Source organism: Pseudomonas sp. LS1212, assembly GCF_024741815.1.
Taxonomy (GTDB): domain Bacteria; phylum Pseudomonadota; class Gammaproteobacteria; order Pseudomonadales; family Pseudomonadaceae; genus Aquipseudomonas.
This window is the reverse complement of record NZ_CP102951.1, coordinates 321,760-339,782: the sequence shown is the minus strand read 5'-3', so window position 1 is coordinate 339,782 and position 18,023 is coordinate 321,760. Positions and strand designations below refer to the sequence as shown.

The following is an 18,023-nucleotide window of genomic DNA, read 5'->3' as shown; positions in this document are numbered from 1 at the left end:
TCACTCCAGGGCTTTCCAGATCTCGGTCGCGTATTCACGAATCGTCCGGTCCGAGGAGAACCAGCCCATTCGTGCACTGTTGAGCACCGCCACGCGCCACCATTGCTTGGGGTCATGCCAAAGCTCTTCGACTCGACACTGGGCGTCCCAGTACGAATCGAAATCGTCACACACCAGGAAGCGGTCGTGAGCAACCAACGAGTCGATCAGGTGCGTGTAACGTGCGGGATCATCAGGCGAGAACACCCCACTGCGTATCGCCTGCAGTACATCGCCCAGCCGGTGCGAGGCGGCGATCGCTGCGCTGGCATTGAATTCGCCGCTACGTTTGCGCGCTTCGACCTGCTGTGCGGTAAGGCCGAAGATGAACATGTTCTCGGCCCCGACGCGCTCGCACATCTCCACGTTGGCGCCATCGAGCGTACCGATGGTCAACGCACCGTTGAGGCCGAACTTCATGTTACTGGTGCCAGACGCTTCATAGCCTGCCGTAGAGATCTGCTCCGACAGGTCGGCGGCGGGAATGATGCTTTCGGCAAGGCTCACGTTGTAGTTGGGCAGGAACACCACCTTGAGCAAGCCGCGTACGGTCGGGTCGTTATTCACGGTGCGGGCGATATCGTTGGCCAGCTTGATGATCAACTTGGCCTGCTGATAGCTGGCAGCAGCCTTGCCACCAAAGATTTTCACCCTGGGCACCCAGTCTGTACCGGGCTCGGCACGAATGGCCTGGTACAGCGCCACGGTATGCAGAAGGTTGAGCAACTGGCGCTTGTACTCGTGGATACGCTTGACCTGCACGTCGAACATCGCTTCCGGGTTGACGACGACGCCCAGGCGCTCGTGAATCAGATGGGCCAGCGCCTTCTTGCTGTGCAGGCGCTGTTCGGCAAAACGCTTGCGGAAGCTGGCCTTTTCCGCGAGCGGCTCCAGGCCCAGCAGGCGCTCTTCGGGGTCGTCCAGCACCTCGACGCCCAACTCTTCAACGAGCATGGCGGTCAGCTCGGGGTTGGCCTGGTACAGCCAGCGGCGGAAGGTGATGCCGTTGGTCTTGTTGTTGATTCGATCCGGGTAAAGCTTGTGCATCTCGGCAAACACCGTGCTGCGCATCAATTTGGTGTGCAGGCCCGAAACGCCGTTGACGCTATGGGAGCCGAGAAAGGCCAGGTTGCCCATGCGTACCCGACGCCCGTGCTCTTCCTCGATCAGCGAAACCGCTCGCAACACATCGAAGTCATGGATGCCCTTGGCGCGCAAGGCGTCGATGTGGAAGGCATTGATCAGGTAGATGATCTGCATGTGCCGGGGCAGGATGCGCTCCATCAGGCCCACCGGCCAGGTTTCCAGGGCTTCGGGGAGCAAGGTGTGGTTGGTGTAGGCCAGGGTGTCGACAGTGATCTGCCAGGCGTTGTCCCAGGCCACGTCATGTTCATCGACCAACAGGCGCATCAACTCGGGCACGGCGATCGAGGGGTGGGTGTCATTGAGCTGAATCGCTACCTGATCGGGCAGATTGAGCAATGTGTCGTGCATGTTCAGGTGGCGACGCAACAGATCCTGCAGCGACGCCGAAACGAAGAAATACTCCTGGCGCAGGCGCAACTCCTGCCCTGCCTCGGTGCTGTCGGCCGGGTACAGTACCCGTGAAATGCTTTCAGCTCGCGCCACCTCGGCCACTGCCCCCAGGTGGTCGCCTGCATTGAAGCGCTCCAGGTGCAGTTCCTCCAGCGCCCGCGCCCGCCAAAGGCGCAAGGTGTTCACGCTGGCACCGCGCCAACCCACCACTGGCGTGTCATAGGCTACCGCCCGTACGGTTTCGGCCGGCCACCAGACTTGCTTGGGCTGCCCGGCACCGTCGTGCACCGTCTCGACGCTGCCGCCGAAACTGATCGGGTAGATTACCTCCGGGCGTTCGAACTCCCAGGGGTTACCGAAATCCAGCCAGTTTTCGGTCTGTTCCTGCTGCCAGCCATCGACCACTGCCTGACGGAACAGGCCGTGCTCATAACGAATACCGTAGCCGTGGGCCGCGATGCCCAAGGTCGACATGCTTTCCATGAAGCAGGCCGCCAACCGGCCCAGACCGCCATTGCCCAAAGCCGCATCGGGCTCCAGCAGGCGAATTCGCTCAATGTCCACGCCCAGCTCGGTCAGCGCCTCGCGCGCCACATCCAGCAAGCCCAGGTTGCTGAGGCTGTCGTAAAGCAAACGACCAATCAAGAATTCCAGGGAAAGGTAATACACCCGCTTCTGGTTCTTGCGGTAGATCTGCCGGGTGTGATCCATCCAGTGGTCGACCATATGATCGCGTGCAGCCAGAGCAATGGCTTCAAACCAATCGTGGTCGAACGCGTGGTCGGGGTCCTTGCCTACCGCATAAGTAAGTTTGGCAAGTACAGCGGCACGGAAGGCTGCCACCTCAGCGTCACGGACTAGCGGTTCCTGAGACATGGAAAGTCCTCGGGGAAGTTGACGGTTTAGGGATGGAGTAGTCTGAGCCTAGTCGGTTCGACACAAGGTGATCGCCCCGGTTCGCGACTATCCGCGCATCGGGGTGAAAACTTCAAGAGTAAAAACCGGTAAATGGTTGTTCAAATTTTCACCAGCTCCGGTATCATCGCGCGCCCGGTTCCCCCTGAATTCCTGAATCTGATGAAGCCTACCCTGATCGCCGCCGCCGAAATCGACCGCCTCGAAACCTGGCAGAAATACTCCAGCTACATGTGTGGGGGGTGCATGTCGACCTGCTGCACGATGCCGGTCGAAGTGAAGCTCAAGGACCTGATCCGTATTGGTGTAGTCGATGAATTCGAAAAAGGCGAGCCGCCAAAGAATGTGGCCAAACGCCTGCAGAAAGAAGGAATCGTCGAACGCTTCAATCAGAAGTCGGGGATTTTTACCCTGACGCGCATGAGCAACAATGATTGCCTGTACTTGGATCGCAAGAGCCGCCTGTGCACGATCTACGAGACGCGCCCGGATACCTGCCGCAACCACCCGAAGATCGGGCCGCGGCCGGGGTATTGTGCTTATAAACCCAAGCCTAACAGCTACTGATTTGGGTGTGGCTACTGACGTCATCGCGGGCATGCCCGCGATGACGCCAGACCTGCCACCGCAGAGCCCAAACAAAAACGCCCCCGACCTTGCGGTCGGGGGCGTTTTCATTTCAGCGCGCTACTGACGAATCAGTTGCCGCTTTTCTTGGCAGCGCGGGTACGCTCGCTTTCGCCCAGAATCTTCTTGCGAAGACGGATGGACTTAGGAGTGACTTCACACAGTTCGTCTTCTTGTACGAACTCCAGCGCCTGCTCCAGGGTGAAGCGAACAGGCGGAACCAGTGCGATGGTTTCGTCTTTGCCCGAAGCACGCATGTTATCGAGCTTCTTGCCTTTGGTTGGGTTGACACCCAGGTCGTTGTCGCGGCTGTTCAGACCAACGATTTGACCTTCATAGATGTCCTGGCCGTGTTCGATGAACAGCTTGCCACGGGACTGCAGGGTTTCCAGCGAGTAGGTCAGCGCCTTACCGGTAGCCACCGATACCAGCACGCCGTTCTGACGGCCGGACATGTCGCCGGACTTCATCGCGTCGTAACGGTCGAAGATCGAGGTCAGGATGCCTGCACCAGAGGTCAGGGTCAGGAACTCGTTACGGAAACCGATCAAGCCACGGGCCGGGATGTTGTACTCAAGGCGAACGCGGCCTTTGCCATCCGGAACCATGTTCGTCAGGTCGCCTTTACGGATACCCATTTGCTCCATGATCGAGCCCTGGGATTCTTCCGGCAGGTCGATGGTCACGTTTTCGTACGGTTCGTGCTTGACGCCGTCAACCATGCGAATGATCACTTCCGGACGACCAACGCCCATTTCGAAGCCTTCGCGACGCATGGTTTCGATCAGTACCGAGAGGTGCAGCTCACCACGGCCGGAAACCTTGAACTTGTCAGCCGAGTCGCCTTCTTCAACGCGCAGAGCAACGTTGTACAGCAGCTCTTTGTCCAGACGTTCCTTGATGTTACGGCTGGTGACGAACTTGCCTTCTTTACCGCAGAATGGCGAGTCGTTTACCTGGAAGGTCATGGAAACGGTAGGTTCGTCAACGGTCAACGGCTTCATCGCTTCGATGTTCAGTGGGTCGCACAGAGTGTCGGAGATGAACAGTTGTTCGAAGCCGCTGATGCAGACGATGTCGCCGGCAGCTGCTTCTTCAACGTCGATACGGTGCAGACCGTGGTGACCCATCAGCTTCAGGATACGACCGTTACGCTTCTTGCCGTCAGCGTCGATGGCCACAACTGGAGTGTTGGGCTTGACGCGACCGCGAGCGATACGGCCAACACCGATAACACCCAGGAAGCTGTTGTAGTCCAGAGCGGAGATTTGCATCTGGAACGGACCGTCGCGGTCGACTTTTGGAGCCGGCACGTTGTCGACGATCGACTGGTACAGCGGGGTCATGTCTTCAGCCATTTCGGTGTGGTCAAGACCAGCAATACCGTTCAGGGCGGAGGCGTAGACCACTTTGAAGTCCAGCTGTTCTTCGGTGGCACCCAGGTTGTCGAACAGGTCGAAGATCTGGTCCAGAACCCAGTCCGGACGCGCGCCTGGACGGTCAACCTTGTTGATGACCACGATCGGACGCAGGCCGGCTTCGAAAGCCTTCTTGGTCACGAAACGGGTTTGCGGCATAGGGCCGTCTTGAGCGTCAACCAACAGCAGAACGGAGTCGACCATCGACATTACGCGCTCTACTTCACCACCGAAGTCGGCGTGGCCCGGGGTGTCCACGATGTTGATGTGGTAGCCGTTCCAGTTGATGGCGGTGTTTTTCGCCAGAATGGTAATACCGCGCTCTTTTTCCTGGTCGTTGGAGTCCATCACGCGCTCGTCGTTGAGCTCGTTGCGCTCCAGGGTGCCGGACTGACGCAGGAGTTTGTCTACCAGGGTGGTTTTACCATGGTCAACGTGGGCAATGATGGCGATGTTGCGTAGATTTTCGATCACTTGTGTATCTCGATCAGAGGATTCGGTGTGCTGACAGGTCGTGGCAGCGATTAACAGTAGAGTCCGTGAAAGCCATTACAGCTTGACGGCGGCGTCGGGGGGCCGGTGACGCAGGCCACAGGCAAACAGCCCCGGGCACTTAGCTCGGTCGATAAACGCGCACATTGGCATGCCCCTCACTGAGCAAATGGTGGGCATGCAGGCGACTCATCACGCCTTTGTCGCAATACAGCAGGTACTGACGCGTGGCGTCCAGCTCCTTGAAGCGGCTGTTCAATGCATAGAACGGCAGCGCCTTGACCTCGATGCCTTCGAGTTCAAGGGGCTGGTCTTCCTGGGCATCCGGATGACGGATGTCGATGATCACCTGGCCGGGCAGCGCTTCGCTGACCTCCTCGATCTCGATGTCCTGGCCCAATTCATCGATCACATTGTCGATGGAAACCAGCTTGGCACGCTCCAGGGCCCGCTCCAGCACGGCCATGTCGAACTGTTGTTCTTCATAGGCAACGCGGTGTGGCTTGGCCTTGGTGGTAGGGTTGACCGAGATCACCCCGCAATATTCAGGCATGTGTTTGGCGAAATCGGCGGTACCGATTTCGTTGGCCTGGTCAATGATGTCCTGCTTGTGGCTGGCAAGCAATGGACGCAGCACCAGCTTCTCGGTCGCCGAACTGATCACCGAAAGGTTCGGAAGCGTCTGGCTGGACACTTGCGAGATGGCCTCGCCGGTTACCAGGGCATCAATTTGCAGACGATCGGCAATGCGCGTGGCCGCGCGCAGCATCATGCGCTTGAGAATCACGCCCATGTGGCTGTTGTCGACCTTGCTCAGCAACTCGCCCACCACTTCTTCGAAGGGGATGCTGACGAACAGCACGCGCTGGGAGCTGCCGTACTTCTTCCAGAGGAAATGCGCGACTTCCATCACGCCCAGCTCATGGGCGCGGCCGCCCAGGTTGAAGAAGCAGAAATGGGTCATCAGGCCGCGGCGCATCATCTGATAGGCGGCAACGGTGGAGTCGAAACCACCGGACATCAACACCAGCGTCTGCTCCAGCGAGCCCAGCGGGTAGCCGCCGATGCCCTTGTGCTGGCTGTGAATGATGAAGACGCGCTTGTCGCGAATCTCCAGGCGCACCTCCACGTCCGGGTTCTTCAGCTCGATACCGGCCGCGCCGCACTGCTGGCGCAACTGGCTGCCTACATAACGATCCACATCCATGGAGCTGAAGGTGTGCTTGCCGGCACGCTTGCAACGCACGGCGAACATCTTGCCCGGCAGCAGGTGGCCGAAGTGTTGCTTGCACTGGGCCACCAGGTCGTCGAACTCACCCAACGGGTATTCGTCGACCTGCAGGAAGTGAGTAATGCCCGGCACGCAGGTCAGACGCTCGACCATCTCGCGCAGTACTTTCTGATCGTCGATGCGGGTTACAACGGTGAGGTTGTCCCACACGCCATCGACCACCAGCTTCGGGTCCAGATCACGGAGCACGACGCGGATGTTCCTGGCGAGCTGGCGGATGAAATGCTTGCGCACCGGCCGGCTCTTGATGGTGATCTCTGGGAAGACTTTTACGATTAGTTTCATGAAAAACAGCGCGCGAGGTGCCGGCCGAAAAAGGGGGGCGCGGATTATAGCGGAAATTGCTCAAGGTTTGACCAATTTTCGTACAGAAGGATTGCTGCGCACCAAAATGATCCACTGCAAGCAAAATGCGCATCAAATCGGTGCGATAAAATCCCTAAAAAAGCCGTTTAATACTCGCAACGCTTGAGTTTGGGGCAAAAAATCCAATTCGGAGCACTGGCATGCAATTTGCTCCCTTGTGAGGCAGGTTGCCTTGGCAGACTATTCGCGCCCGGCATCACCCAAATTACAGGGCTATCCATTACCAGCCCGAAGCCACCCGGAGGACAATATGTCGAAGTCGGTTCAACTCATCAAAGATCATGACGTTAAATGGATTGATCTGCGCTTCACTGACACCAAAGGCACCCAGCACCACGTGACCATGCCAGCCCGTGATGCGCTGGATGACGATTTCTTCGAAATCGGCAAAATGTTCGATGGTTCCTCCATCGCTGGCTGGAAAGGCATCGAAGCTTCCGACATGATACTGATGCCGGTTGACGAAACCGCCGTCCTCGATCCGTTCACCGAAGAGCCGACCCTGATCCTGGTTTGCGACATCATCGAGCCTTCGACCATGCAAGGCTATGACCGCGACCCACGCGCCATTGCCAAGCGCGCCGAGGAATACCTGAAGACCACCGGTATCGGTGACACCGTATTCGTAGGTCCCGAACCAGAATTCTTCATCTTCGACGAAGTGAAGTTCAAGTCCGATATCTCCGGCTCCATGTTCAAGATCTACTCCGAACAAGGCTCCTGGATGTCCGACCAGGACGTGGAAGGCGGCAACAAAGGCCACCGTCCAGGTATCAAAGGCGGCTACTTCCCGGTTCCTCCGTTCGACCACGACCACGAAATCCGTACTGCCATGTGTAATGCCATGGAAGAAATGGGCCTGGTCATCGAAGTTCACCACCACGAAGTGGCGACTGCCGGCCAGAACGAAATCGGCGTGAAATTCAACACCCTGGTTGCCAAGGGCGACGAAGTTCAGACCCTGAAATACTGCGTACACAACGTCTCCGACGCTTACGGCCGCACTTCGACCTTCATGCCCAAGCCTCTATACGGCGACAACGGTTCGGGCATGCACGTTCACATGTCCATCTCCAAGGATGGCAAGAACACCTTCGCTGGCGAAGGTTACGCTGGCTTGTCCGACACTGCCCTGTACTTCATCGGCGGTATCATCAAGCACGGTAAGGCTCTGAACGGTTTCACTAACCCTTCGACCAACTCCTACAAGCGTCTGGTACCAGGCTTCGAAGCTCCGGTAATGCTGGCCTACTCGGCTCGCAACCGTTCCGCCTCGATCCGTATCCCTTACGTTTCCAGCCCTAAAGCCCGCCGCATCGAAGCTCGCTTCCCGGATCCGGCTGCCAACCCGTACCTGGCTTTCGCAGCACTGCTGATGGCCGGTCTGGACGGTATCCAGAACAAGATCCACCCAGGCGATGCAGCTGACAAGAACCTGTACGATCTGCCGCCTGAAGAGGCCAAAGAGATCCCACAAGTTTGCGGCAGCCTGAAAGAAGCCCTGGAAGAGCTGGACAAGGGTCGTGCGTTCCTGACCAAAGGCGGCGTATTCAGCGATGACTTCATCGACGCTTACATCGCGCTGAAAAGCGAAGAAGAAATCAAGGTACGCACCTTCGTACACCCACTGGAATACGAGCTGTACTACAGCTGCTGATCCCGTGACGCTCGCGCAAGCGGCGTAAATAAAGAGGCCTCCTTCGGGAGGCCTTTTTTATGTCCGACGCAAACCAGGGAAATGGCTGATACGCGCAGCCCAATCAAGCGTGACACACTCGCCGGCAACCATTCAGATTGTGCACCTTGGCCAAGGGATAACACCGTGAACCTGACCAGAACATTCGCCAGTACTCTGCTTTGCAGTGTTTGCCTGCTCTTTGGCACTGGCGCCCACGCCTACGAACAGAGTGCAATCGAGTCGCAGATCGTACTGCGCAGCAGCTCTTCCTGGGATGGCACGCCTTACACGGCCTACCCTGCAGGCAGGCCCGAACTCACGCTGGTGAAAATTCGCATACCCGCCAATGCAGAGATGCAATGGCATACGCACCCCATACCCAATATGGGCTATGTGCTATCCGGTGAAATTCTCGTAGAAGCCCGTGACAGCAATCAACGTAAAAGCCTCAAGCAGGGTGACGCGCTGGCCGAAATGGTTGATATCGTGCATCGGGGCAAGACAGGAGAGCATCCTGTCGAACTGATTGTGTTCTATGCTGGCGCGCATGGACTACCCCTATCGGAGTGACAGTGGTCTCTCGGAATGCACCGCCCCATTGCCTTGCAGGAAATCTTCATGCGTACATGCCTGATCGGCCTGCTGCTGGTGCTTGCGCTGCCCGCCACTGCACAGATCTACAAATACACCGATGCCAATGGGAATGCAGCCTACAGCCAGCAGCCCCCGAATGACGCCGTCAGCGAACGGGTTCAGCTGTCACCACTCAACAGCGTCGCGCCACTGCCACCTTCGCCATCGACGCCCCCCGCACCCAAGCCACGCAGCAGCAGTGCCGAACCCTATTCGATACTGGAGCCTGCGAACATTCCTGATCAACAAGCCGTGCGCGCCAATAACGGTAATCTGACCGTCGACGTACGGATACAGCCACCTCTGCAACCTGAGCATCGCTTGCGCCTCTTGCTGGACGGGCAACCCTACGGACAGCCCGGTAACGTGCCGCATCTACAACTGGTGAACATCGATCGCGGCGAGCACAACCTGGCGGTACAGGTGCTGAACGATGACCAGGTCGTGCAACAAAGTCAGACGATTACCTTCACCGTACTCAGGGTCCATCTGAACCGATGAGCGGATGTCACTGCGCCTTCCCATTCACCTGCCGGCCGCAATCGCTCTATATTGGTGCACATGGTCGCCCCTTCAACAAACGCGTAGCCCATTTTGGATCAATACTGGGGTACACCAGCAGGTTGAAGTCATTAATAGGGCAGTAAAGCCACTGTTTTTCCGCAATAGCGCTTCTTTTCGGAGCCTTGGTTTGGTTCTTGCATTTTCTTTGTACCAGGGGATTACCAGCGCGCGCGGGCCCGGACATGGACGGGTCTCAATGTGCCAAAAGAGGTCAACGACAGCTAATGACCATCAGCGATGCACTGCACCGACTATTACTCGATAACTTGACCACTGCCACGATTCTGCTCAACGCCGATCTGCGTCTTGAGTACATGAATCCTGCGGCAGAGATGCTATTGGCGATCAGCGGCCAACGTAGCCATGGTCAATTCATCAGCGAACTGTTCACCGAATCGGCCGAGGCGCTGAATTCACTCCGCCAGGCGGTTGAGCAGGCGCACCCTTTTACCAAGCGCGAGGCCATGCTCACGGCCTTGACCGGTCAGACCCTGACCGTCGACTACGCCGTGACGCCGATTTTGAACAAGGGTGAAACCCTGCTGCTGCTGGAAGTACACCCGCGTGATCGCCTGCTGCGCATCACCAAGGAAGAGGCCCAGCTCTCCAAGCAGGAAACCACCAAGATGCTGGTGCGTGGCCTGGCCCACGAGATCAAGAACCCGCTGGGGGGTATTCGAGGTGCCGCGCAATTGCTGTCGCGAGAATTGCCCGAAGAACACCTCAAGGACTACACCAACGTCATTATCGAAGAGGCCGACCGCCTGCGTAACCTGGTCGACCGCATGCTCGGCTCGAACAAACTGCCGTCACTGGCGATGACCAACATCCATGAAGTACTCGAGCATGTTTGCAGCCTGGTCGAAGCCGAGAGTCAGGGCGGCATCACACTGGTGCGTGATTACGACCCGAGCCTGCCTGACGTTCTGATCGACCGCGAGCAAATGATCCAGGCGGTTCTCAATATCGTACGCAATGCGATGCAGGCCATCAGCGGCCAGAACGAGCTCCGCCTGGGACGCATCAGCCTGCGCACCCGGGCCATGCGCCAGTTCACCATTGGCCACACCCGGCATCGGCTGGTCAGCAAGATCGAAATTATCGACAACGGCCCGGGCATTCCGGGCGAGCTGCAGGAAACCATCTTCTATCCAATGGTCAGCGGACGCCCTGACGGCACCGGGCTGGGCCTGGCCATTACCCAGAACATCATCAGTCAGCACCAGGGCCTGATCGAGTGTGACAGCCATCCCGGCCACACGACTTTCTCGATCTTCCTGCCGCTGGAACAAGGAGCCACCTCGTCATGAGCCGTAGTGAAACTGTCTGGATCGTCGATGACGACCGTTCCATCCGCTGGGTACTGGAAAAAGCCTTGCAACAAGAAGGCATGACCACCCAAAGCTTCGACAGTGCCGACGGCGTGATGAGTCGCCTGGCCCGGCAACAGCCGGACGTCATCATTTCCGATATCCGCATGCCCGGCGCCAGTGGCCTGGAGCTGCTGGCACGCATCCGCGAACAGCACCCACGCCTGCCGGTGATTATCATGACCGCGCACTCGGACCTGGACAGCGCCGTGGCTTCCTACCAAGGCGGTGCATTCGAGTATCTGCCCAAGCCGTTCGACGTCGACGAAGCCGTTTCGCTGGTCAAGCGTGCCAACCAGCATGCCCAGGAACAACAAGGCCTGGAGGTCGCGCCAAGCCTGACCCGCACACCGGAGATTATCGGCGAAGCGCCAGCCATGCAGGAAGTGTTTCGCGCCATCGGGCGTTTGAGCCACTCCAACATTACGGTGCTGATCAATGGCGAGTCCGGTACAGGCAAAGAGCTGGTCGCCCACGCCCTGCACCGCCATAGCCCTCGCGCGGCTTCGCCGTTCATTGCCCTGAACATGGCGGCGATTCCCAAGGACCTGATGGAGTCCGAACTGTTCGGCCACGAGAAAGGTGCGTTCACCGGTGCCGCCAACCTGCGTCGCGGGCGCTTCGAACAAGCCGACGGTGGCACCCTGTTTCTCGACGAGATCGGCGACATGCCCGCCGACACTCAAACCCGGCTGCTGCGTGTGTTGGCCGATGGCGAATTCTATCGGGTGGGGGGGCATGTTCCGGTCAAGGTCGACGTGCGCATCATCGCCGCCACCCACCAGAACCTGGAAACCCTGGTGCACGCCGGCAAGTTCCGGGAGGACTTGTTCCACCGCCTGAACGTGATCCGCATTCATATTCCACGGCTGGCGGATCGTCGCGAAGACATCCCGACCCTCGCCAGGCATTTTCTCAGCCGCGCCGCACAAGAGCTGGCAGTGGAACCGAAACTGCTCAAGGCCGAAACCGAGGAATACCTGAAGAACCTGCCGTGGCCCGGCAACGTGCGCCAACTGGAGAACACCTGCCGCTGGATTACCGTGATGGCATCCGGCCGCGAAGTACATATCGGCGATTTGCCGCCGGAGCTGCTTAGCCTGCCGCAGGATTCGGCCCCGGTCACCAATTGGGAGCAGGCCTTGCGCCAGTGGGCCGATCAGGCATTGGCGCGCGGCCAATCGAACCTGCTCGACAGCGCCGTACCAAGCTTCGAGCGGATCATGATCGAAACCGCCCTCAAACACACCGCCGGCCGCCGCCGCGATGCCGCCGTGCTGCTTGGTTGGGGTCGCAATACCTTGACCCGCAAGATCAAGGAATTGGGGATGAAGGTCGCGGGTGGGGATGATGATGAGGGGGATGAGGCTTAATCACCTCACCGGCTGATGGCCGATCGCTGGCAAGCCAGCTCCCACATGGGATGTGCAACACTTGACTTTGTGGGAGCTGGCTTGCCAGCGATTAGGGGCCGATAGGCCCCTCCAAGATCTGAAAAAGACGCCGCTTTTGTGCACTGAACCGATTCCGTGCACCGCCCGAATGCGCTGCCACCTCGCATCGCTCCCTTCCTGGCACGCTCCATGCGCCATCCAAAAAATCCAAAACACCTCTGAAAGCCGTGAAAAACAAGGCCTCCAAAAATATTCAAACCCCTTGAAACAAAACTGGCACACGCCCTGCATAGACTCTATCAACACCAGTTTTGGGGGCCTTGGTACAGGCAGGCCGGGGATTCCCCTCTTTTATTCCTCCCGGAGGCTGATCTCCAGCCTCCAGCGCCCGTCCACCGTCGCACCGGCCCACTCGCCACGCACCGGACGGGCCGCCACCAGATTCAGCAACAAACCCTGATCCGTCTTGCGCACCCGCCAACTGACAGGCTTGCCCGCCAGCTGCAAGCGACCCTGCTGTGCCTTGCCTTGTGCATTGATCAACAGCGCCACCGCGCCATCCACATGTTCGCCATGGATCTCGGGCTGCTCGTTGAACCAGAGCTGCAACCCCGCAGGGACGACTTCGATCTGCTCCAGCACCCGGGGTTCGGGCGCAGTCAGTCGACCGATCATCAGCCCGACCATCAGTCCGACCAATGCCAACGAAAACATGACTCGCGGCCAGAGATTCGGCCTGGGGTCGTCTTCAGGAGTAGAATGCAGCCCGTCTTTTCGTTCGGAGCCGTGCATGTTTCACGTCATCCTTTTTCAGCCAGAAATTCCGCCCAATACCGGCAACATCATCCGGCTGTGCGCCAACAGCGGTTGCCACCTGCATTTGATTGAGCCTATCGGTTTTGAGCTGGACGACAAGCGCTTGCGCCGGGCCGGGCTCGATTACCATGAGTACGCGACCCTGCAGCGCCACGCCGACCTGGCCAGCTGCCTGGAGAGCCTCGGCCAGCCGCGCCTGTTCGCCTTTACCACCAAAGGTTCACGGCCCTTCCACGACGCCAGCTTCCAGCCCGGCGACGCCTTCCTGTTCGGCCCCGAGAGCCGCGGCCTGCCTGCCGAGGTGCTGGACGCCCTGCCCGCCGACCACCGCCTGCGCCTGCCCATGCGCGAAGGCTGTCGCAGCTTGAACCTGTCCAACACAGTGGCGGTCGCCGTGTACGAAGCCTGGCGCCAGCAAGGTTTTGTCTGATAAACAAAAAAGCGCCCATCAGGGCGCTTTCGAGTAACAGCGACTACTTACTGCAGCGATGGAGCGGCTTCACCCGACTCTTGCATGCGCGCCATTTCCTGTGCGAACAGTGCGTCGAAGTTGACCGGTGCCAGCATCAGTGCCGGGAACGAACCACGGGTCACCAGGCTGTCCAGCGCTTCACGGGCGTACGGGAACAGGATGTTCGGGCAGAACGCGCCCAGGGTGTGGGTCATCGACGCGGCATCGAGGTTACGGATCAGGAAGATGCCGGCCTGCTGGACTTCAGCGATGAACGCCACTTCTTCACCGTTCTTGACGGTCACCGACAGGGTCAGCACGACTTCGTGGAAGTCGCCTTCCAGGGCCTTCTGACGGGTGTTCAGGTCAAGGGCAACGCTTGGTTCCCACTGCTGACGGAAGATCGCCGGGCTCTTCGGCGCTTCGAACGACAGGTCGCGCACATAGATGCGCTGCAGGGAGAATTGCGGGGAGTTCTCTTCGTCGCTTGCTGCTGCGCCGTTGTTCTGTTCGTCGATCATGACAGATCCTTCTTACTTTTAGGGTCTTGTAGGAATACGGGTTCAAGCCTGGAGCAATTTATCCAGTTTACCGGAGCGTTCAAGGGCATACAGGTCGTCGCAGCCACCGACATGGGTCGAGTCGATCCAGATCTGCGGCACCGAGGTGCGGCCCGCCTTGCTGGTCATTTCGGCACGAACCTGAGGCTTGCCATCGACCTTGATCTCTTCGAAGGCAACCCCCTTGCTCTCGAGCAAGGCCTTGGCGCGTACGCAGTAAGGGCACCAATCGCTGGAGTAGACGACGACGTTGGCCATATCACTTCACCAGCGGCAGGTTATCGGCACGCCAGCTGGAAACGCCACCCGACAGTTTGGCAGCGTTGTAACCGGCCTTGAGCAGTTCGCGACAGCTGGTGCCAGCGTGCTGACCCATGTTGTCGACGACGATCAGGGTCTTGCCCTTGTGTTTTTCCAGCTCGCCGATACGCGCGGCCAGCTTGTCCTGAGGGATGTTCAGCGCACCGACGATATGGCCGGCGGCATAATCCTTGGAGGTACGGATATCAATCACCAGGCCTTGCTCTTTGTTGACCAGCGCTGTCAGCTCACGGGTGCTTAGGCTGCGGCCGCCGCGGCTCAACTCCGAGAGAATCAACAGAACCAGCAATACGGCAAAGATGCCGACGAGCAGATAGTGATTAGTGGCAAATTGAATCAGGTTAGCAACCATCAGCAGGTTCCAGGGCGTTAAAATGTCGGCCAGTATACACAGCCCCCAAGGTCGGCCAAAGCCCGCCCGGCAGTCGTAACAATTGAATGGGTCCCACGGTTGTGCAAGGCGCCAGAACTACACGGAGATGTTGCTGATGCAGTACGGCACCAATACGCCAATGAGTACGCTCGATGCATTCAATCTTTGCGTATTGCAACTGGGTCGCCTTGCTCGAGAACGAGGAGCCTCTGAGTTCATGCGCCGAGGTGAACGCATTCGCACAGCGCCACAACCTCTACCACCTGATGTGCGTTACCTTCGAGCCTCCCGAAAGCGGCTTGATGCTCTTCGTCTGCCTCTATCGTGGCGCCGATGCGCAGGCGTTCGACGATAGCGAGGCCAGTTTGTTTTCGGCCTTCTGCGATCGCCTGTTGCAGTTGTGGCGCTTCCAGGTGCAGGACATGATCCGGCTCGATACTGGCGACGGCGCGAAAGACATCGGGGTGGCGCGCGTGGATGGCAGCCTTGTTCATGTGGGGGCACGGCTGTGTGCAACGATTTTGCGCGAATTGCCAGGGTGGCCGACCTGCAAGTACTGGCCAATGTCATGCAGCAATTCCAGGGCGTGCCGAACCTGACCTTCCCCGGTATCAAGGTATTCGCCGACGGTGTCGATATTTCCTGGATCGTCGGGTTGCTGGTGCCCGGTATCCATTACTATCTGGTGGCCAGGACCTCGGCTCGAGCCCTGCCGCCGGAACGCACACAACAAGCCTGAACCGGGCACTGTTCGACAAGACGGGATAAGGGACGTCAGCATGCAGATTCAAGCCCACAACGCCCTGGATGTGAATGAGCAGCAGACGGTCATCGACGGCTGGGAGCAGCATTACCAGCAGATGTCCCCTGGCGCTTTCCGGGGCCAGATCGTGCACATGGAAGTCGGTGGCGTGGCGGTGTACGAAGAGCAGATGAACACCCGGGTCGAACAGTATTTCCATGCGCCGGCCAGTTCCCTGGTATTCAGCTTCGACACCAATGATGGCTCGCTCTACCTGCTCAATGGCGAAAGCCAGAATACCTGGATCACCCCGGAGAATTACAAGGAAGTCGCCGTGGTGCTGGATCACAAGTACCTGAGCGGGCTCGATTGCCTGGACCTGAGCGTGTTGGACGGGCTCTTCCTCACGCCCCTGGGTTCCCAGCAAAGCCGCGTGTTCGGCAGATGGCTGAGCAGCACACTGGCCAACTTGCTCTGGGCCAATGATCAACTCGCCGAGGAAAGCCTGGCCAGGCAGTTGGTGGACGACTGCCTGTATGTCCTCGAGTGCTCGACGCCGACGCTGGACGGTTCTGGCCTAAGGCGCCTGGCCCACGACCGGAAAATCGTACGCAGGGTCCTGGAACTGGTGACAGCCTTTCCCGATGAGAACTTCAATGCCCTGGAGCTTGCCAAGGCGGCCGGCGTTTCGGTGCGCCAGCTGCAGAAGAGCTTCACGGCATTCATCGGGGTCGCGCCGAACCACTGGCTGCGTCTGCGCCGGCTGAATGCGGCGCATCGCGACCTGCTGCGCGCCCGTCCAGGTGAAACCACGGTGGCAGAGATCGCCATGCGTTGGTCGTTCTGGCATCTGGGACGTTTCTCCGAGGCCTATCGCAACCTGTTCAACGAGCTGCCCAGCTGCACGCTCCTGCGTCGCCCCTGAGCGCACCAAAAAGAGGCGTCAAACCGTTCGCGAATCGGATAGAGGCCCGCCACATCCAGACTGCAAGATTCATACGACTCCATGAAGCCGGGCGCACTTGGTCGCCCTGGCAAACTTACCGGCATGAGGCGTTATGAAAGGCAATCTGGATCGATTGAGCCAATGGTTGAAGGACAACAAGATCACTGAGGTCGAGTGTCTTATCTCGGACTTGAGCGGCATTGCCCGGGGCAAGATTTCACCGACCAACAAATTCTTGAACGAACAGGGCATGCGCCTGCCCGAGAGCGTTTTGCTGCAGACCGTCACCGGCGACTACGTCGAGGACGAGGTCTACTACGACCTGCTCGACCCGGCCGACATCGACATGCACTGCCGCCCCGACGAAGAAGCCGTGTTTCTGGTGCCCTGGGCCCTGGAACCAACCGCCCAGGTTATCCACGACACCCATGACAAGCGCGGCAACCCGATCGAGCTGTCACCGCGCAACATCCTCAAGAAGGTCCTCAAGCTCTACACCCAGCAGGGCTGGAAGCCCATCATCGCGCCGGAAATGGAGTTCTACCTGACCCAGCGCAGCGATGACCCCGACTACCCCCTCAAGCCACCGGTCGGCCGCTCCGGGCGGCAGGAGACCGGGCGCCAATCCTACTCGATCGAGGCGACCAACGAGTTCGATCCGCTTTTCGAGGACATGTACAACTGGAGCGAAGCCCAGGGGCTGGATCTGGACACCCTGATCCACGAGGAAGGCACCGCGCAGATGGAGATCAACTTCCGTCACGGTGACCCGCTGCACCTGGCCGACCAGATTTTCGTCTTCAAGCGGACCCTGCGCGAAGCGGCCCTCAAGCACAACGTCAGCGCGACCTTCATGGCCAAGCCGATGACCGGCGAGCCGGGCAGCGCCATGCACCTGCACCAGAGCGTCGTGAACCTGGAGACCGGCAGAACCGTGTTTTCCAATCCCGACGGCAGCATGAGCGAGCTGTTCCTGCACCACATTGGCGGCTTGCAGAAGTACATTCCCGAAACGCTGCCGCTGTTCGCCCCCAACGTCAACTCATTCCGCCGCTTCCTGCCCGACACCTCGGCGCCGGTCAATGTGGAGTGGGGCGAAGAAAACCGTACTGTGGGCCTGAGGGTGCCTGACTCGGATCCGCAAAATCGCCGAGTGGAAAACCGCCTGCCTGGTGCCGACGCCAACCCTTACCTGGCCCTGGCCGCAAGCCTGCTGTGTGGTTTCGTGGGCATGATCGAAGGCGTCGAGCCTAGCCAGCCGGTACAGGGACGCGGCTATGAGCGCCGTAACCTGGCCCTGCCGCTGACCCTGGAGGCCGCTCTGGAGCGCATGGAACAGTCCGACATGCTCAAGGAGCATCTGGGCCCCCGGTTCACCAAAGGCTATGTCGCGGTCAAGCGGGTCGAGCACGAGAACTTCAAGCAGGTGATCAGCTCCTGGGAGCGCGAGTTCCTTCTGCTGAGTGTGTAAGCACTAGCCCCTCGCGGATC

17 protein-coding genes and 2 pseudogenes are annotated in these 18,023 nt (G+C 59.0%); 12 read left to right on the top strand and 7 right to left on the bottom strand.

What is annotated here, in order from left to right:
- Positions 1–2,451, bottom strand: a complete 2,451-nt coding sequence (locus NVV94_RS01650; protein WP_258445531.1) for a glycogen/starch/alpha-glucan phosphorylase — start codon at positions 2,449–2,451, stop codon at positions 1–3.
- Between the two features lie 201 nt (positions 2,452–2,652).
- On the opposite strand from NVV94_RS01650, the gene NVV94_RS01645 reads away from it, so the two are divergent.
- On the top strand, positions 2,653–3,057 hold the full coding sequence (locus tag NVV94_RS01645; RefSeq protein ID WP_258447594.1) for a YkgJ family cysteine cluster protein: 405 nt from the start codon (positions 2,653–2,655) through the stop codon (positions 3,055–3,057).
- A gap of 131 nt (positions 3,058–3,188) precedes the next feature.
- Here NVV94_RS01645 and typA read toward each other — a convergent pair whose 3' ends face one another.
- Together typA and thiI are read right to left on the bottom strand one after the other, a co-directional pair.
- Complete coding sequence (gene typA, locus NVV94_RS01640) at positions 3,189–5,009, bottom strand: translational GTPase TypA (protein ID WP_258445530.1); 1,821 nt, start codon at positions 5,007–5,009, stop codon at positions 3,189–3,191.
- 139 nt (positions 5,010–5,148) lie between these two features.
- Positions 5,149–6,603 carry a tRNA uracil 4-sulfurtransferase ThiI gene (gene thiI, locus NVV94_RS01635; RefSeq protein WP_258445529.1) on the bottom strand — a complete coding sequence of 485 codons (1,455 nt, stop codon included), beginning with the start codon at positions 6,601–6,603 and terminating at the stop codon, positions 5,149–5,151.
- On the opposite strand from thiI, the gene NVV94_RS01630 reads away from it, so the two are divergent.
- The 6 genes from NVV94_RS01630 to ntrC all read left to right on the top strand — a co-directional run bounded on the left by NVV94_RS01630 (position 6,602) and on the right by ntrC (position 12,302).
- On the top strand, positions 6,602–6,790 hold the full coding sequence (locus NVV94_RS01630; RefSeq protein ID WP_258445528.1) for a hypothetical protein: 189 nt from the start codon (positions 6,602–6,604) through the stop codon (positions 6,788–6,790). The genes thiI and NVV94_RS01630 overlap by 2 nt on opposite strands.
- A gap of 144 nt (positions 6,791–6,934) precedes the next feature.
- The gene (gene glnA / locus NVV94_RS01625) at positions 6,935–8,341 is read left to right on the top strand and encodes a type I glutamate--ammonia ligase (protein WP_258445527.1); all 1,407 of its coding nucleotides are present in this window, start codon (positions 6,935–6,937) and stop codon (positions 8,339–8,341) included.
- Positions 8,342–8,506: 165 nt separating this feature from the next.
- The gene (locus NVV94_RS01620; protein ID WP_258445525.1) at positions 8,507–8,932 is read left to right on the top strand and encodes a cupin domain-containing protein; all 426 of its coding nucleotides are present in this window, start codon (positions 8,507–8,509) and stop codon (positions 8,930–8,932) included.
- A gap of 48 nt (positions 8,933–8,980) precedes the next feature.
- Positions 8,981–9,496 carry a DUF4124 domain-containing protein gene (locus NVV94_RS01615; RefSeq protein ID WP_258445524.1) on the top strand — a complete coding sequence of 172 codons (516 nt, stop codon included), beginning with the start codon at positions 8,981–8,983 and terminating at the stop codon, positions 9,494–9,496.
- Between the two features lie 287 nt (positions 9,497–9,783).
- Positions 9,784–10,869, top strand: coding sequence for a nitrogen regulation protein NR(II) (gene glnL, locus NVV94_RS01610; protein ID WP_258445523.1), 1,086 nt, complete (start codon positions 9,784–9,786; stop codon positions 10,867–10,869).
- Entirely contained in the window at positions 10,866–12,302 is a 1,437-nt protein-coding gene (gene ntrC, locus NVV94_RS01605; protein ID WP_258445522.1) for a nitrogen regulation protein NR(I), read from the top strand. The genes glnL and ntrC overlap by 4 nt, the downstream gene beginning before the upstream one ends.
- Before the next feature lie 372 nt (positions 12,303–12,674).
- On the opposite strand, the gene NVV94_RS01600 is transcribed toward ntrC, so the two are convergent.
- On the bottom strand, positions 12,675–13,115 hold the full coding sequence (locus tag NVV94_RS01600; RefSeq protein WP_258445521.1) for a hypothetical protein: 441 nt from the start codon (positions 13,113–13,115) through the stop codon (positions 12,675–12,677).
- On the opposite strand from NVV94_RS01600, the gene trmL reads away from it, so the two are divergent.
- On the top strand, positions 13,114–13,569 hold the full coding sequence (trmL, locus tag NVV94_RS01595; protein ID WP_258445520.1) for a tRNA (uridine(34)/cytosine(34)/5-carboxymethylaminomethyluridine(34)-2'-O)-methyltransferase TrmL: 456 nt from the start codon (positions 13,114–13,116) through the stop codon (positions 13,567–13,569). The genes NVV94_RS01600 and trmL overlap by 2 nt on opposite strands.
- A 47-nt stretch (positions 13,570–13,616) precedes the next feature.
- Here the strand turns inward: trmL and secB are convergent, their stop codons facing one another.
- The 3 genes from secB to NVV94_RS01580 are packed head-to-tail and all read right to left on the bottom strand — an operon-like array spanning position 13,617 to position 14,823.
- A complete protein-coding gene (gene secB / locus NVV94_RS01590) occupies positions 13,617–14,111 on the bottom strand; it encodes a protein-export chaperone SecB (protein ID WP_258445519.1) in 495 nt (164 codons plus the stop codon).
- A 42-nt stretch (positions 14,112–14,153) separates the two neighbouring features.
- Complete coding sequence (grxC, locus tag NVV94_RS01585; protein WP_258445518.1) at positions 14,154–14,408, bottom strand: glutaredoxin 3; 255 nt, start codon at positions 14,406–14,408, stop codon at positions 14,154–14,156.
- Position 14,409: 1 nt separating this feature from the next.
- The gene (locus tag NVV94_RS01580) at positions 14,410–14,823 is read right to left on the bottom strand and encodes a rhodanese-like domain-containing protein (RefSeq protein WP_258445517.1); all 414 of its coding nucleotides are present in this window, start codon (positions 14,821–14,823) and stop codon (positions 14,410–14,412) included.
- A gap of 127 nt (positions 14,824–14,950) precedes the next feature.
- On the opposite strand from NVV94_RS01580, the pseudogene NVV94_RS01575 reads away from it, so the two are divergent.
- The 4 genes and pseudogenes from NVV94_RS01575 to NVV94_RS01560 all read left to right on the top strand — a co-directional run.
- Positions 14,951–15,386 (top strand): annotated as a pseudogene (locus NVV94_RS01575) (LuxR family transcriptional regulator); the annotation flags it as partial.
- An 86-nt stretch (positions 15,387–15,472) separates the two neighbouring features.
- A pseudogene (locus tag NVV94_RS26770) lies at positions 15,473–15,583 on the top strand (hypothetical protein); the annotation flags it as partial.
- A 40-nt stretch (positions 15,584–15,623) separates the two neighbouring features.
- Complete coding sequence (locus tag NVV94_RS01565) at positions 15,624–16,511, top strand: helix-turn-helix domain-containing protein (protein ID WP_258445516.1); 888 nt, start codon at positions 15,624–15,626, stop codon at positions 16,509–16,511.
- 133 nt (positions 16,512–16,644) lie between these two features.
- Complete coding sequence (locus tag NVV94_RS01560) at positions 16,645–18,003, top strand: glutamine synthetase family protein (RefSeq protein WP_258445515.1); 1,359 nt, start codon at positions 16,645–16,647, stop codon at positions 18,001–18,003.
- The last annotated feature ends 20 nt before the right edge of the window (positions 18,004–18,023 follow it).